This is a genomic window from Arthrobacter sp. CJ23 (assembly GCF_024741795.1).
Classification (GTDB): domain Bacteria; phylum Actinomycetota; class Actinomycetes; order Actinomycetales; family Micrococcaceae; genus Arthrobacter.
The window spans coordinates 885,421-900,540 of sequence record NZ_CP102950.1; the positions used below are offsets into that span (position 1 = coordinate 885,421).

Genomic DNA, 15,120 nt, shown 5'->3' on the forward strand with positions numbered 1-15,120 from the left:
CCGGGATTTAAGGGCATCTGCTGCCAGTTCGCGCTCTAAGCGGGGGAGGGTCAGACGAGTTCGAGCCCGTCCGCCACTACCTTGCCGCGGTGGATCACGGTGCGGTCCTTGCCGCGGTCCATGACCGCGGAGGCGACGGTCTCGCCGTCGAGCAGCAGCAGCTCGGCCGGGTCGCCGGCCTCGATGCCGGGGCGGTGGGCCGTTCCCTTCAGGCGTGTGGCGCCCGGGTCCAGCACGCTGGCGCCGCCGATGGTGGCGATCGCGAGGCAGTGCTCGATGAGCTCGTCCTTGCGGAAGCCGTGGGTGAAGGCGAGCTGCCAGGTGCGGTCCAGCATGTCCGTGTTGCCGTAGGGGGACCAGTAGTCGCGCTGGCCGTCCTCGCCCAGGCCCATGCGGACCCCGGCTTCGGCGAGCATCGGAAGGGGGAGCTGGCCGGAGATGGACGGCGCAACGGTGGCCATGGAGACGTCGAGCTCGGCGAATTCGTCGATGAGCCTGCGGGTGGTGGCCTCGTTGACGCTGCCCAGCTGGTACGCGTGGGACATGGTGACCTTGCCCTGCATGCCGAGGGCGCGCGTGCGCTCGAGCACCAGGTCCGTGCTGAAGACGCCGAGCTCACCGGGTTCGTGGAGGTGAATGTCGATGGGGACCTGGTACTTTTCGGCCAGGCCGAACACGATGTCCAGGTGCTTGGCGGGGTCCCGGTCCAGGCTGCAGGGGTCGATGCCGCCCATGACGTTCGCACCGGCTTCGAGCGCCTCCTCCATGAGCTCGACCGTACCCTTTTCACGGAGCAGGCCGGCCTGCGGGAAGGCGATGATCTCCACGTCGGCCCGGTCCTTGAACTGCTCCTTGGCCGCGGCCACGGCCTCGAAGCGCTCCAGATGGCAGTCCACATCCACCTGGGCGTAGGAGCGGACGCGGGTGGTGCCGCGTGCGATCATCCGGCCCAGGGTACCGTTGACACGGTCCTGCAGGGGGACCTCGGCGTTGCGCCAGTTCTGGCGGTCGTTCATCATCATGGTCCACACCCCCGGTCCGCCGGTGTGCTCGCGGAAGGGCAGGCCGATGCGGGTAGAGTCAAGGTGCACGTGGACGTCGGAGAAGGATGGCACCAAGAGGCGGCCGCGGCCCTCGACGACTGTCACGCCGGCCGCAACAGTGCGTGCGGCGTCGTGGGGCTCGACGCGGATGATCTTGCCGCCTGTCGCGTCCGCAACGATAGTCACGTCGCTGAGCGCTTGCCCCCACGGGCGGACGGCGCGGATCAGGGTGTTCAATGTGTTGCTCCTTTGGTAGTGGATCTATTGCACACCCGCCATGGCCGCAGCGGCCAGTCCTGCGTGGTGGCAGGCCGGCGCGCCGGGGCTGGCGGGGGTAGGGATAACGTCCATGCAGCGCCGGCGCTGCTCTTCGGGAAGCGTCCCGATCAGCGGGCAGCGCGTGCGGAAGACACAGCCGCTGGGCGGATTGGCCGGCGAGGGCAGATCGCCACGGAGCCGGATCTTGACCTGCTCGCGCGCGGCCCGGGGGTCCGGCAACGGCACGGCGGAGAGCAGCGCCCTGGTGTAGGGGTGCAGGGGGTTGCTGAACAGCTCGTCGCGCGGCCCCTGCTCCACGATCTTGCCCAGGTACATCACCGCGACCTCGTGCGAAATGTGCCGGACCACCGAGAGGTCGTGGGCGATGAAGATGTAGGAAACGCCGGTGTCGCGCTGGATTTCCTGCAGGAGGTTCACGACCTGGGCCTGCACCGAGACGTCCAGGGCAGACACGGGCTCATCGCACACGATCACCGAGGGGTTCAAGGAAATGGCGCGGGCAATACCCACACGCTGACGCTGGCCGCCGGAGAACTCATGCGGGAAGCGGTTGTAGTGCTCCGGCTTGAGGCCCACCTGCTCCAGCAGTTCCTTGACCCGGTTCTTCAGGCCGCCCGTCGGGTTGATCTTCTGCGCCACCATGGGCGCCGCGATGGCGGTGCCCACCGTCTGGCGGGGGTTGAGCGAGGCGAAGGGGTCCTGGAAGATCATCTGGACCTTGCGGCGGAAATCGTAAAGGTCCCTGCCGCGCAGCTGGCTGATGTCGACGCCGTCGACGACGATCCTCCCGCCCGTGGGGTCCATCAGCCGGGAGATCATCCGCCCTGTGGTGGATTTGCCGCAGCCCGACTCGCCCACAAGCCCCAAGGTCTGGCCGCGTCCGAGGCTGAACGAGACGCCGTCGACCGCTTTGACCGTTTTGCCGGCCCGACCGCCGGTGAAGAGGCCGCTCTTGATGGGGAAATGCTTCTGGAGGTTCTCCACCTGGAGAATTGCCTGGTTTTCCATGGCGGTTCCTAACGCGAAGTCCGGATGGTGATGATCTGGGGGCCGCTCAGATGGCAGCGCTTGCCGTGGCCGTCCTCGACGCGCAGCTCGGGCCGCTGGCTGGCGCAGATGCCGTCCCCGGCCAGCTCGGCGTATTCGCAGCGGGCGCTGAAGATGCAGCCCTTGGGCAGGTCGAGGAGCGACGGCGGCTGGCCCGGGATGGGATTCAGCCGGCTGGAAGGGCTGTTCAGTGTGGGCATGGAGTTGAGCAGGCCCAGGGTGTAGGGGTGCCGGGTGTCGTAGAAGATCTCGTCCACCGGGCCGGATTCGACGCATTGCCCGCCGTACATGACCAGCACGGAGTCGCAGACCTCGGCCACGACGCCGAGGTCGTGGGTGATCAGGATGAGCGCCGAGTTGGTTTCTTCCTGGAGCTCGGACATGAGGTCCAGGATCTGCGCCTGCACGGTCACGTCCAGCGCCGTGGTGGGTTCGTCGGCGATGAGGAGCTCAGGTTCGCAGATCAGGGCCATCGCGATCATGGCGCGCTGGCGCATGCCGCCGGAGAAGTGGTGCGGGTGCTCGTCAAAGCGCTGTTCGGGACTGGGGATGCCCACCCTTCCCAGCATGTCGACGGCGGCCGCCCGGGCCTGCTTCTTAGTCGCCTTGTTGTGGACCAGGTACGCCTCGGCGATCTGGTGGCCCACTGTGTAGAAGGGATGCAGGGCCGAGAGCGGGTCCTGGAAGATCATCCCGATGTTGCGGCCGCGCAGCTGGCGCATGCCGGACTCCGGCAGAGTAACCAGGTCCTTGCCCTGGAAGAGCGCCTGCCCGGTGACCTGTGCCGAGGTGCCCTTGAGCAAGCCCATCAGCGCCTGGCTGGTGACGGACTTCCCGGACCCGGATTCGCCCACGATGCCGAGGGTTTCGCCGCGGTTCAGGGCGAAGTCCATGCCGTTCACTGCCGAGACCACGCCGTCGTCCGTAGGGAACTTCACCGTGAGGTTGCTGACCTCTAGGAAGGCGCCGGGCTGGGCGCCGGGGCGCGTTCCGGAGGCGTCCCCGGCAGTCTGGGGGCTGTGCTGGATCTGGGTCACTGGAGCCTCACTCGGGGGTCAATGGCGGCATAGGCGAGGTCGACGGCGACGTTCGCCACGATGACGAAGAAGGCGGCCAGCATGGTGATGGCCATGGTCACGGGCAGGTCGCCGGAGATGGCTGCGTGCACGGCGGTGAAGCCCAGGCCGGGAACGGAGAAGATCTGTTCGGTGAGGACTGCGCCACCCAGCAGCAGGCCGATGTCCATGCCGAGCATGGTGACCACGGGCGTGATACCGGCCCGGACGCCGTGCTTGAAGGTCACGGTGCGCGGCGCCAGTCCCTTGGCGCGTGCGGTGCGGATGAAGTCCTCGCCGAAGGTCTCGATCATGTTGGTGCGGGTGACGCGGATGTAGGAGGCGCTGAACAGCACGGCGAGGGCGATCCACGGCAGCAGGTAGTTGGTGACCCACGCCCACGGCCCGTGCGGCCCGAACGGGCTGCTGATTTCGTTGGTGGTGAAGGGCAGCACGTGCAGCTGGTTGACGAACAGCAGGAGGAGGAACAGGCCGGTGACGGGGATGGGGAGCGAAACGCCCACCGAGGCCGCGCCGACGATGAACTTGTCCGTGGCTGAACCCTTGCGCAGGGCCGCGAGCAGCCCCAGGCCGACGCCGGAAACCGTCCACAGGACCAGCGCTCCGACGGCCATGGACAGGGTGTAGGGGAGTGAGCGGCCGATGATGTCCGCCACGTTCTCGTTGGTCTGGAAGGACTTGCCCAGGCACGGCCATTCGCAGATGGACTGGGCGCCCGGGGCGCCGATCATGCGGGGGGAGAACAGGCCGCGCATGTAATCGGCGTACTGGATCAGGAAGGGCTGGTCCATGCCGAGGGCCACCCGGGCCTCGGCCACGCGTTCAGGCGTGCATTCCTGCCCGCAGGCGGCCGCGGCGGGATCCGAGGGGCCGAGCTGGAACAGGGTGAAGGTGATGAAACTGACCGCGGCGAGCAGCAGGATCAACGAGCCTGCCCGGCGAAGAATGAATGTGATCATTGTGCTGGTTGCGGGCCGCCCGGGGGTGCCGGGCGGCCCGCTTCTCCTTCTGGACGAAGCCCTGTCTAGTGCTCGACGCCGACGATCGAGAGGTCGATTCCGCCGAAGAAGTAGCCCACCTGGGCATTGCGGACGTTGGAGCCCACCACGCTGTTGGTGTGGCTGCGGATGAGCGGAATGATCGGGTACGTCTTCAGGGCCGAACCGAAGGCCTCGGCCCACTTCTTGCCGAGTTCCTCCGAGGACCCGGTGGTGTTCCGCAGCTCAAACATGGCCTTGGAAACCTGGGGGTCGAAGTAGCGCGAGGTGTTGGAGAAGCCGTAGCTGGTGCCGTCGTTGTTCGGGCCCAGGATGGGGTCGGCAGAGGTGCGGACGGAGGCGGGGTCGGCGCCGCCGCACCAGCCCGAGCGTCCCATGTCCGGAAGCTGCTCGCTGGCCAGGACCGAGTAGTAGTTCGGGGCCGGGATCGGCACGAGCTCGACGTCGATGCCCAGCGCCTTGAGGTTCTGCTGCACCACGGTGCCGGTGTTCTTGTAGGCGTCGCGGTTGTTGGCGTAGCCGAACGTGAGGGTCTTGGGGTACGTCTTGCCCTCGAGGAGCTTCTTGGCTTCCTCCAGCTTTGGCTTGCCCGCGGGATCCAGCTCCAGCTCAGTGGACACGTAGCCGCGCATCTTGGAGTTCAGCGGGCTCTGGGTCAGCTCGCCGAAGCGGCGTCCGCCGTACTGGACCAGGATGGACTGCCGGTCCAGGGCCAGGGCGATGGCCTTGCGGACATCGGGGTCCGTGATCTTCTGCGTGTTCAGGCTCAGGACGTCGTTGCAGCCCAGCAGCCCGGAGGCCACTCGGTCCTTGACCTGGGCGTCGGCAAGCTTGGCCGAATCGGAGGTCTGCAGGGCGCCGTTGGAGTCGAGCGTGATGGCGTTCGGGTCCGAGTTGGCGAGCAGCTGCTGGCTGATGGTGGCCTGGGACGTGGACAGGGAGAAGCTGAACGTGTCCGGCAGGGCCGTGCGGTTGGGGTCCGTGGCGGCGTCCCAGTGCGGGTTGCGGACCAGCTTCAGGGACTTGCCGCGGTTGTAGGACTCCACCATGTAGGGCCCGGAGGAGACCGGGTGGTTGGTGTAGTCCAGCTTGGTGTCCTTGCCCTTGGGGACCGGGGCCGTGTTGGAACGCGACGCCAGGGCGGGGAACTCCGCGAACGGCTTCTTCAGGTGGAAGACCACCGTGCGCTCATCGGGCGTGTCGACAGCCTTGAGCACAGCGGAAGGGTCCTTGTACGGCCCCTTGTACCCGCCGGCGTCGAGCGCGGCATTCAGCTCCTGCGGGGCCTGGGTGTAGACGTCCTGGGCGAAGGTCCGCTCGATGCCGTACTTGATGTCCGCGGAGGTGATGGGGCTGCCGTCCTCGAACTTCACGCCTTCCTTGAGCGTGAAGGTCCAGCTGAGCCCGTCCTCGGAGACCTTGCCGGTGTCCGTGGCAAGGTCGGGAACAACAGTAGGCGGCTGGCCGGCGGTTTCCTTGGCCATGGTCAGCGTGCGGTAGTACAGCTGGCCGACGTTGGCCGTCTGGACGTAGTTGCTGTTTCCGGGGTCAAGGGTCTGGAAATCGGAGGACATCAGGACGTTGATGTTGCCGCCCTTGGCCGTGAAGCCGGACTTGACCACATTGGGTGCCAGCTCGGTGACGGACTCGGCGGGCTTGGCATTGCCCGCCGGGGCCTGCCCGGCCGCGCCGCAGCCGGTGGCCGCCATGGCGATCAGCACAGAAAGCGCCAGTGCTTTTGTGGGGGTTTTCATGTTGCTCCTCGTGAGGGGTTGGTGAACTGAGGGACGTGCGGTGGGGATCTAGTGGCGTGAGGCCTTGGGGTCCAGGGCGTCCCGCACGGCGTCGCCGAGCAGGTTGAAGGCCAGGACGGTGACCACGAGCATGATGCCGGGCACGGCCAGGAACCAGGGATCGCTGAGGTACCAGTTGCCGGACTGTGCGGCATTGAGCATCTGGCCCCACGACGGTGTGGGGTCCTTGACGCCGACGCCGAGGAATGACAGCGCGGCCTCGGCGGAGATGTTTGTGGGGATGAGCATGGTGGCGTACACCAGGACCACGCCCATGACGTTGGGGATGATCTGGCGGAACAGCACGCTCAGGTGCGAGGCTCCGAACGAGCGTGCTGCTTCAACGAATTCGCGCTCGCGCAGGCTCAGGACCTGGCCGCGGACAATCCGGGCCAGGTAGGCCCAGCCGAAGAAGCCCAGGATGATCACGAGCGATGCCATCGGCAGGAAGCTTCCCTCGCCCAGCGGCGTGCCGCGGAGGCGGGACTGCAGGATCGGGGTGAGGGACAGCACCAGGAGCAGGTGCGGGAACGCGAGGAACAAGTCCATGATCCGGCTGATGATGGCGTCGGTCTTGCCGCCGAAGTAGCCGGCCGCCGCGCCCAGCACCGTGCCCAGGACCACGGAAACAAGGGTGGACAGCAGGGCAATGGTCAGCGAGATCTGGCCGCCGTGGGCAAGCCGGGCGAACAGGTCGCGGCCCAGGCCGGGTTCGACGCCGAGCCAGTGCTGGGCCGAAGGGTACATGAAGCCCGGGAGGGGCAGCCCCGGCGTCTGGAAATCATCCAGGACGTCCGGGCTGGTGTTGGACGTGTAGGGGTCGTTGCCGGACAGGGCGCTGAGCCACGGGGCGAGGATGGCGAACAGCATGATGGCCACCACCACGAACAGGCTGAGCAGGGCGACCTTGCTCCGGCGGATCCGCAGCCACGCCGTGGCGAGCAGGGAACGCGCCTCGGCCGGGGCAGCGGATGCGGGCCTGGCGGGCATCTTTTCGGGTTCGTCCGGCGGCGGACTGCCGGTATTCGGCTCGGCGGACTTTAGCTGGGTCAACGGTTGTGCTCGATTCATGATCCAAGGAGATGGCTCCGGAACGTTTTGTATACCAAAAAAGACTAGAGCACGTTTGGTGCGATGTAAATCACAAATATTGTATTATTTGGAATACCAGACGCGAATCAGCGTAAGCGTCCCGCGACGCCCTGTTCCTGGACTCCGATGAGCCCTTTCCGCCCGTGTATGCTCGGGTGGAACGCTGACCGGCGGCGTCCACGGGACGCCGCCGGCCTTAGCCTGAATGGAGTGGAACAGTGGCAGAATCGATGCCGGAGCCAGCGAAGGCCCGTGACGACGAGGCCCGGGCCGAGCACGTCTACCAGTTGGTGCTCGAAGGGATCGTGACCGGCACCTTCCAACGGGGCGGACGCCTGCGCGAACGTGAGCTGTCCGAGATGTACGACGTCTCCAGGATCCCGGTCCGCGAAGCCATCCAGCGCCTCGAGCAGGACGGCTTCGTGGAGACGTTCCCGCGCAGGGGAGCGGTGGTCCGCCAGCTCACGCTCACGGACGTCAATGAGCTTTTCGACGTCCGGCTCTGCCTCGAGGCCTTTGCCGCCAGAATGGCTGCCGCCCGCGTCGCAGAAGGCCACTCCGGCGGGCGCCTGCAGGAGTTGCTGGACGAGTCCCGGACCGCCATCGACGAAAACCGTCCGGACGACGTGGTCCGCTTGAGCGCCGAACTCCACGCAGAGATCGTCCGCATGTCCGGCAACCGGCTGCTCATCGAATCCGTGAAGCCGCTCTTTGGCCGCATGCGCTGGATCTTCGGCCTTGCCCACAACCGCAGCAACGAGCTCCAGCGCGACGAACACACCGCCCTCTGCGACGCGATCCTCAAGGGCAGGCCGGAGCTGGCCTATTCGCTGGCCTACTCACACATCGAGCTGGGCCGCGAGCCCGTGCTCGCCGGCCTCGCGGAAACGCTGGAACCTTGAAACGCCCGACGGCGGCACTCGCGTGAGTGCCGCCGTCGGGAATCGGTCAGCGAACGTCAGTCGTCCGCGTCGGGGTAGTCGTCCACCTCGTCGTAGCGGGAGGATTCCTCCACCTCGATTTCGAGGATCTTGAGGAGTTCCGTGTCCGGGTTCAGCATGATGGCGGCCTCGTCACGGCGGTGCTGCAGCACGGTGTCGAGGTAGGACTGCACGGCCTCCGCCAGCGGGATGTGCCGGTCCTGCTTCTGGCTCATGTACCAGCGGTGCTCCAGGACTTCGTGCACCACCTCGGCCGGTTCCAGCTTTCCGGCCAGGTGCCGCGGGATGGACCGGACAATCGGTTCGAAGATCTGGCTGACCCAGGCGTGGGCGCTGATCTCCTCGTCAAGGTCCGGGTTGTTGTCGGCACGGAACGAGTCCATGTCGTTGAGCAGGCGGCGGGCCTGGTTTTCCTGGGCGTCCAGGCCGGTGAGCCGGAGGAGGCGCCGCTGGTGGTGTCCCGCATCCACCACCTTGGGCTGCAGCTGGATGGTGGAGCCGTCCGCCGTGGTCTTGATGGCGTATTCCTCGACGTCGAAGCCCAGTTCGTTGAGCCGCCGGATGCGGGCGCCCACCCGCCAGCGCTCGCCGAACTCGAAGGACTCCTTCTCCGTCAGTTCCGTCCACAGCCGCCGGTAGCTGCCCATGATGAGCTCGCTGGTGGCAACCGGGTCCACCTTTTCCTCGATCAGCCCGCCCTCGAGCAGGTCCATGAGCTCCCCGGCGATGTTGACCCGGGCGATCTCCAGATCGTATTCGCGCTGGCCCGTGGAGAGGTCCGGGTAAAGCTCGCCGGTCTCGGCATCCACCAGGTACGCGGCGAACGCACCGGCATCGCGGCGGAACAGCGTGTTGGACAGGGACACGTCTCCCCAGTAGAAGCCGATCAGGTGCAGCCGGACCAGGAGCAGCGCCTGGGCGTCGATCAGGCGGGTCAGGGTGTCCTTGCGCAGCATCTGGGAGAACAGGGCACGGTAGGGCATGGAGAACTTCAGGTGCCGGGTGACCAGCACCGGGTTGAGCGGGCTGCCGTCCGGCGTGGTGCGGCCCGTGATGACAGCCACGGGCTCCACGCACGGCACATCCAGCCGGGCCAGCTTGCGCAGCATGTGGTACTCATGCCGGGCCACGTGCTCCGAGGTCTCCTTGATGGCGATCACCGAGCCGCCCAGATGGGCGAAGCGCACGATGTGCCGGGAGATGCCGCGGGGGAGCGCCGCCAGGTTCTCGGCCGGCCAGTCCTCCAGGGCGATGTGCCACGGGAGGAACAGCAGTTCCGGGTCCGTGGCCGCGGCCGTGATGTTCAGGGAACCCATGACGGACGCATCGGGCGCATCGTCCTTGGCGCTCGCGGCCTCGGTGCGGGGAAGCTTGCCGATCTGCCCGTAGTCGGTTGGTTCGTCATGCCACTGGGCACCGTTTTGCTCGCTCATGGCTCAATTCTTCCGTACTTGGGGGTCGGCGGGCACGGCCTCCGCCGAAAAGGCGGGTGCGGGCTGGGCGGACCAGTCGACGTCGGGCGCCGCCTGGAAGGTGACACCCTGCCGGGCGAGGCGCTCGCCGAAGGTTCCCAGCCGGCGTCGGAAGTCCTGGAGCTCGCGGTCTTCCTGGCGTGACCAGCCCACTTCGGCGAGGGAAATGGCCCGCGGGTACGTCAGCCAGGCGGCCTGGTGGTTGCCGCGCACGGTCTCGGTCCACAAGGGGCCTTCGACGCCGAGCAGCTGCTCGTCGACGATGCCGCCTTGGGCGGGGTCCCAGGCGTAGTACTCGGCCCAGGTGAACGGGCCGCCCTCCACCCATTCGAGGCCGATGGGGCTGGCGGAATCGTACTTCTGGTCCAGATACGTGTTCGCCGCCGGGGACATCAGGATCCGGGCGCCGTTCTCCGTGGCCTGGCGCATCGCGGGGGCGAGCTCGCCGTGCCAGTACTGGACCACCGCGCCGCGCGGGAGCTCGACGTCGGCGTATTCGTTCCAGCCGGCCACGGTCTTGCCCAGCCCGGCGGCAATGGCGGCAAACTCGCGCACCATCGCAACGTAGTTGTCGTGGCCGGTCACGAGGGCCTCGTCGCCGCCGATGTGCAGGTAGGGGCCCGGGGTGATGGCGGCGAGCTGGCCCAGGACTTCTCGGACGAACTCGTAGGTGATGGGGTTGGCGGCATCCAGGGTGGAGTAGCCCACGTCGCCGCTGGTGTTCATGGGCTTGGGCTTGCCGTCCGGGTTCAGCTGCGGGAGAGCGGCGAGGGCGGCGTTGACGTGCCCGGGGAGGTCGATCTCCGGGACGATGAGCACGTTCCTGGCGGCCGCGTGGTCCACGATCTCCCGGAAGTCCTGCTGCGTGTAGAAACCTGTGCGGCCCGGGGTGAGCCCGACTCCGGGGTGGTCCACCGCGCCCTGCCCGCCGATGCCCGTGAGCCGGCTGTAGTCCAGCCCGGACGGGTTCTCCGCCGGGTTGTGGATCTCGATGCGCCACGCCTGGTCATCCGTGAGGTGCAGGTGCAGGGCGTTGAGCTTGAACTGGCTCATGGTGTCGACCTGCTGCTTGACCTCCGCCACGGTGAAGAAGCTGCGCGCGACGTCCAGCATCAGGCCGCGGTAGGGGAGGCGCGGCGCGTCGGAGATCTCGACGGCGGGAAGCGTCCAGGCGGGCGCGCTCGCGTCGGCGCTCTCAACGGCCGCCGGGAACAGCTGCCGGAGGGTCTGGACGGCGTTGAACAGGCCGGCGGGGTCCGTCGCCGTGAGGCGGACCGATTCAGCGGTGACGGACAAGGCGTAGGCCTCGGGACCGCCGTCGGGCGCTTCCGCAAGTTCCAGGGCGATGTCACCGGGCACAGGCTCGGCGACGAGCGGCAGGGCACGGCCCGTGGCCCGGCGCAGCAATGCGGCGAGCTGGCCCGCAACGGCCTGGGCAGCCCCGGAGGCCGCGATGCGGGCAGAGGCGTGGAGCGTGAACGCCGCGCCGTCGGTGGTGGCAACATGCTGCGGCCGGGGGATCAGGTCTTCCGTCGAATTCATGCCGTACTTTCTGCGAGAAAGGTTAACGCGAGAGCGGCCCGACCTGGAGGGGTCGGGCCGCGTCGTTAGTGCGGTGCGGCTTGGCCGGTGGCTGGGCCCACGCCGGCAGGGTTCCCTGGCCGAAACGGAGCGAGGCTAGGGGGCCGGTGGGGATCAGTCGCCCAGGCGCAGGCCCGTCTTGGTGTCGAACAGGTGCACGTGGCCGGACTGCGGACGCACGTGGATGGACTCGCCCTTCATCGGGGGGCGGCGGCCGTCGACGCGGGCCACGATGTCGTGGCTCTTGCCGTCCAGGATGGTGTGGCCGTAGACGTAGGCGTCGGCGCCGAGCTCTTCGACGACATCCACCTCAACCTGCAGGCCTTCGCCCGGAGCAACAGTCTCGAGGTCTTCCGGACGGGAACCGACCGTGACGGTGCGGCCGTGGGCCTCTTCGAGGACATCGCTCGGAACCGGGTACACCGCGCCACCGAACTGGACGCCGCCGTCGACGACGGGCAGTTCCAGCAGGTTCATGGCGGGGGAGCCGATGAAGCCGGCCACGAAGACGTTCTGCGGGCGGTCGTACAGGTTGCGCGGGGTGTCGACCTGCTGGAGCAGACCGTCCTTGAGCACTGCAACGCGGTCACCCATGGTCATGGCCTCGACCTGGTCGTGGGTCACGTAGACGGTGGTGACGCCCAGTCGGCGGGTCAGGGATGCGATCTGGGTGCGGGTCTGGACACGGAGCTTGGCGTCCAGGTTGGACAGCGGCTCATCCATGAGGAAGACCTGCGGGTTACGGACGATTGCGCGGCCCATGGCAACACGCTGGCGCTGGCCGCCGGAGAGTGCCTTCGGCTTGCGGTCCAGGTACTGCTCAAGGTCCAGGAGCTTGGCGGCTTCGCGGACACGCTCGGCGCGCTCTTCCTTGGAGACGCCGGCGATCTTCAGTGCGAAGCCCATGTTGTCCGCAACAGTCATGTGCGGGTACAGGGCGTAGTTCTGGAAGACCATGGCGATGTCGCGGTCCTTCGGCGGAACATCCGTGACGTCACGGTCACCGATCAGGATACGGCCGGCGTTCACATCCTCAAGACCTGCGAGCATGCGCAGGGAGGTGGACTTACCGCAACCGGAGGGTCCAACGAGGACCAGGAATTCGCCATCGGCGATGTCGATGTTGAGCTTATCGACGGCGGGCTTATCTGTGCCCGGGTACAGACGCGTAGCGTTATCAAAAGTAACTGTAGCCACAGTTATCAATCCCTTCACCGGCAGGTACGTGCCGGACGATCCGTAGTGAATGGTTCTTTGTATTCAGTTGACTCCCCGGCCGAGGCCGGGGAGCATCGCGTGACGCCGCACGGTTTCTGTGCGCCACATCACACAGAGAGTATGTCAGACTTTTTGCATAGTCACGCAAATGTTACGGATCTCACATTTTTGCTCACTTGCTGGCGGTAACACGGCGACGCTCGCGCAGCAGCGCCTCGAGCAGTTCGGCCACATGGACCGGGGCTTCCACGCGGAACTCCCCTTGGGTGAAGTCCAGCCCCACCTTCACACCGACGTCCCCACGCAGCAGCCGGCCCAGGGCGTCCTCGTCCGTGACGTCGTCGCCGGCAAACAGCACCGCCGTGGCCCCGGTGGCCTGCCGCAGGAACTCCACGGCCTCGCCCTTGGACGCATGGACCACGGACGTTTCCAGGACCCGCTTGCCGGTCTTGAGGTACACGCCGGGGCGGTCCCGCAGGACCCGTGCGGCGGCCTCGACGGCGTCCTCCGCGACGTCGTCGTCCGCCAGCCGCGTGTGCAGCACTACGCCGGCGGGCTTGTCCTCGAGCCACGTACCGGGGGCTTCCTCCACGATCTCGGCAAGCACGCCGCGCACCTCCTCCAGCAGCTGCCGCTGGGCACTGTCCAGCTCCAGGCCGAGGGAGCCCTCGCCCAGCCAGACCTCGGCGCCGTGGCTGCCGACCAGCAGCGTCGCGGCAGGGGGCGAAGCGACCTCCCGCAGACTGGCCAGTGCGCGGCCGGAGATCAGCGCCGTCGTCGTGCGCGGCAGTTCCGCGATGCTGCCCAGCGCGGCCGCCGAACGCGGCAGCGGGCGTGCGTCGTCGGCGTGGTCCACGATCGGGGAGAGGGTGCCGTCGAAGTCCAGGGCCACCAGCAGGTGTTCGGTCCCGGCGATGCGGCGGACGGCGTCCAGCAGTTCCGGTGACAGGCTCAGGGGGGTCTGCTCAGGTGTCATCGCGCACTACCTTCTCTTTCAGGGCCGCAAGGAAATCGGCGGACCAATGGTCGACGTCGTGCGTGAGGATCTGCTTGCGCATGCCCTTCATCCGGCGGTGGGCTTCGCGGGCCGGCAGGTTGACCGCCCGCATGATGGCGTTCTTCATGCCGTCGATGTCATGCGGGTTGATCAGCAGTGCCTGCTTGAGCTGGTCCGCGGCGCCGGCGAACTCACTGAGTATCAAGGCGCCGGTGTCCTCGGTGCGTGCGGTGACGTACTCCTTGGCCACCAGGTTCATGCCGTCGCGCAATGCGGTGACCAGCATGACGTCCGCGGCGAGGTACAAGGCCACCATTTCCTCTGCCGGGTAGCTGTGGTGCAGGTAGCGGACGGCTGTGTTCTGGATGGTGTCGTAGGTGCCGTTGATGTGGCCCACGGTGCCTTCGATTTCCTCACGCAGCAGCCGGTACTGCTCCACGCGCTCGCGGCTGGGGCTCGCCACCTGGATCAGCGTGGCGTCCTCCACCTTGATATGGCCCTCGGCCAGCAGCTCCTCGTAGGCCTTGAGCCGGTGCCGGATGCCCTTGGTGTAGTCGAGCCGGTCCACGCCGAGCAGGATGGTCTTCGGGTTGCCCAGGTCTTCGCGGATCCGGCGCGCACGCTCGATGATCGCCGGGCTCTTGGCGAGATCGCTGATCTGGTCCACGGCGATGGAAATCGGGAAGGCCTGGGCCCGGGCGATGTGCGTGATGGCGCCGTCGGGACCCTTGACGTGTACTTGCTGCTGCTTGACGCTGGCCCCCAGGAAGCGGCGGGCCGAACGCATGAAGTTGCCGGCGTCGCTGGGCCGCTGGAAGCCGAGCAGGTCCGCGCCCAGCAGGCCGTCGATGATCTCCTTGCGCCATGGCAGCTGCGCGAAGATCTCCGGCGGCGGGAACGGGATGTGGTTGAAGAAGCCGATCTTCAGGTCCGGCCGGGACTCGCGGAGCAGGCGCGGAACCAGCTGCAGCTGGTAGTCCTGCACCCAGATGGTGGCGCCCTCGGCTGCATGGCGTGCCACCGCCTCGGCGAACTTCCGGTTGACCCTGCGGTAGGAGTCCCACCAGGTCCGGTGGAACTCCGGCGGGGCAATCACATCGTGGTACAGGGGCCACAAGGTGGCATTCGAAAAGCCTTCGTAATACAGCTCAACATCGTCGGCGCTCAGCTGCACCGGGACAAGGTCCATGCCCTCGTGGCTGAACGGACGGACCGTCTCATCCGGGGCGCCATGCCAGCCCACCCACGCGCCCTCGGACTTGCCCATGAGGGGAGCGAGCGCCGCGACGAGCCCGCCGGGGGAGCGGCGCCAACCTGAACCGCCGTCGTCCGTGCCATCGCTGGTGAAGCGGTCAACGGGAAGCCTGTTCGAGACCACCATGAAGTCGAATTTCGTCCCCGCCGGGCGCCTTGCCGGAGCGGCCCTGACGCCGTCGTTTGTCTTGAGTTTGCCGCTTGCCGGTTCCTGCATTACTGCTCCCTGGGGTTGCTGTGACTCATATCCCACCCTACCGGCGGGAATCATCGGCGCCACTTGCTCGTTTCTCAGGCGGGATGGCAGGGCCCGCAGCCGGGCCACAGAA

The 15,120-nt window shown here is 67.2% G+C and carries 12 protein-coding genes; 1 reads left to right on the forward strand and 11 read right to left on the reverse strand.

Annotated features, from left to right (window positions below):
• Positions 1-50 precede the first annotated feature (50 nt).
• The 6 genes from NVV90_RS04010 to NVV90_RS04035 all read right to left on the reverse strand — a co-directional run bounded on the left by NVV90_RS04010 (position 51) and on the right by NVV90_RS04035 (position 7,307).
• Positions 51-1,280, reverse strand: a complete 1,230-nt coding sequence (locus NVV90_RS04010; RefSeq protein ID WP_258439904.1) for an amidohydrolase family protein — start codon at positions 1,278-1,280, stop codon at positions 51-53.
• Positions 1,281-1,304: 24 nt separating this feature from the next.
• Positions 1,305-2,330, reverse strand: coding sequence for an ABC transporter ATP-binding protein (locus NVV90_RS04015; RefSeq protein ID WP_258439906.1), 1,026 nt, complete (start codon positions 2,328-2,330; stop codon positions 1,305-1,307).
• Positions 2,331-2,338: 8 nt separating this feature from the next.
• Entirely contained in the window at positions 2,339-3,406 is a 1,068-nt protein-coding gene (locus NVV90_RS04020; RefSeq protein ID WP_258439908.1) for an ABC transporter ATP-binding protein, read from the reverse strand.
• On the reverse strand, positions 3,403-4,404 hold the full coding sequence (locus NVV90_RS04025; RefSeq protein WP_258439909.1) for an ABC transporter permease: 1,002 nt from the start codon (positions 4,402-4,404) through the stop codon (positions 3,403-3,405). The genes NVV90_RS04020 and NVV90_RS04025 overlap by 4 nt, the downstream gene beginning before the upstream one ends.
• A 65-nt stretch (positions 4,405-4,469) precedes the next feature.
• Positions 4,470-6,197, reverse strand: a complete 1,728-nt coding sequence (locus NVV90_RS04030) for an ABC transporter substrate-binding protein (RefSeq protein WP_258439910.1) — start codon at positions 6,195-6,197, stop codon at positions 4,470-4,472.
• 48 nt (positions 6,198-6,245) lie between these two features.
• Positions 6,246-7,307: an ABC transporter permease gene (locus NVV90_RS04035; protein WP_258439911.1), complete on the reverse strand. Its 1,062-nt coding sequence runs from the start codon at positions 7,305-7,307 to the stop codon at positions 6,246-6,248.
• 239 nt (positions 7,308-7,546) lie between these two features.
• Here NVV90_RS04035 and NVV90_RS04040 point away from each other — a divergent pair, with 239 nt between their 5' ends.
• Positions 7,547-8,230 (forward strand): GntR family transcriptional regulator, encoded by a 684-nt coding sequence (locus NVV90_RS04040; protein WP_258439912.1) that lies wholly within the window; start codon positions 7,547-7,549, stop codon positions 8,228-8,230.
• Between the two features lie 56 nt (positions 8,231-8,286).
• Here NVV90_RS04040 and NVV90_RS04045 read toward each other — a convergent pair whose 3' ends face one another.
• The 5 genes from NVV90_RS04045 to NVV90_RS04065 form a co-directional block, all read right to left on the reverse strand.
• A complete protein-coding gene (locus NVV90_RS04045; RefSeq protein WP_258439913.1) occupies positions 8,287-9,702 on the reverse strand; it encodes a DUF4032 domain-containing protein in 1,416 nt (471 codons plus the stop codon).
• 3 nt (positions 9,703-9,705) lie between these two features.
• Positions 9,706-11,283: a beta-N-acetylhexosaminidase gene (locus tag NVV90_RS04050; protein WP_258439914.1), complete on the reverse strand. Its 1,578-nt coding sequence runs from the start codon at positions 11,281-11,283 to the stop codon at positions 9,706-9,708.
• Between the two features lie 153 nt (positions 11,284-11,436).
• Positions 11,437-12,519, reverse strand: a complete 1,083-nt coding sequence (locus tag NVV90_RS04055) for an ABC transporter ATP-binding protein (RefSeq protein ID WP_258439915.1) — start codon at positions 12,517-12,519, stop codon at positions 11,437-11,439.
• A gap of 193 nt (positions 12,520-12,712) precedes the next feature.
• On the reverse strand, positions 12,713-13,516 hold the full coding sequence (otsB, locus tag NVV90_RS04060; protein WP_258439916.1) for a trehalose-phosphatase: 804 nt from the start codon (positions 13,514-13,516) through the stop codon (positions 12,713-12,715).
• Entirely contained in the window at positions 13,506-15,008 is a 1,503-nt protein-coding gene (locus NVV90_RS04065; RefSeq protein ID WP_309304092.1) for a trehalose-6-phosphate synthase, read from the reverse strand. Before NVV90_RS04065 ends, otsB begins: the two co-directional genes overlap by 11 nt.
• Positions 15,009-15,120 lie beyond the last annotated feature (112 nt).

Excerpts from the sequence above, each read along its gene's own strand:
- NVV90_RS04015 (WP_258439906.1), bottom strand. The coding sequence starts at position 2,330 with ATGGAAAACCAGGCAATTCTCCAGGTGGAGAACCTCCAGAAGCATTTC.
- NVV90_RS04025 (WP_258439909.1), bottom strand. The coding sequence starts at position 4,404 with ATGATCACATTCATTCTTCGCCGGGCAGGCTCGTTGATCCTGCTGCTC.
- NVV90_RS04030 (WP_258439910.1), bottom strand. The coding sequence starts at position 6,197 with ATGAAAACCCCCACAAAAGCACTGGCGCTTTCTGTGCTGATCGCCATG.
- NVV90_RS04035 (WP_258439911.1), bottom strand. The coding sequence starts at position 7,307 with ATGAATCGAGCACAACCGTTGACCCAGCTAAAGTCCGCCGAGCCGAAT.
- NVV90_RS04045 (WP_258439913.1), bottom strand. The coding sequence starts at position 9,702 with ATGAGCGAGCAAAACGGTGCCCAGTGGCATGACGAACCAACCGACTAC.
- NVV90_RS04050 (WP_258439914.1), bottom strand. The coding sequence starts at position 11,283 with ATGAATTCGACGGAAGACCTGATCCCCCGGCCGCAGCATGTTGCCACC.
- otsB (WP_258439916.1), bottom strand. The coding sequence starts at position 13,516 with ATGACACCTGAGCAGACCCCCCTGAGCCTGTCACCGGAACTGCTGGAC.
- NVV90_RS04065 (WP_309304092.1), bottom strand. The coding sequence starts at position 15,008 with ATGCAGGAACCGGCAAGCGGCAAACTCAAGACAAACGACGGCGTCAGG.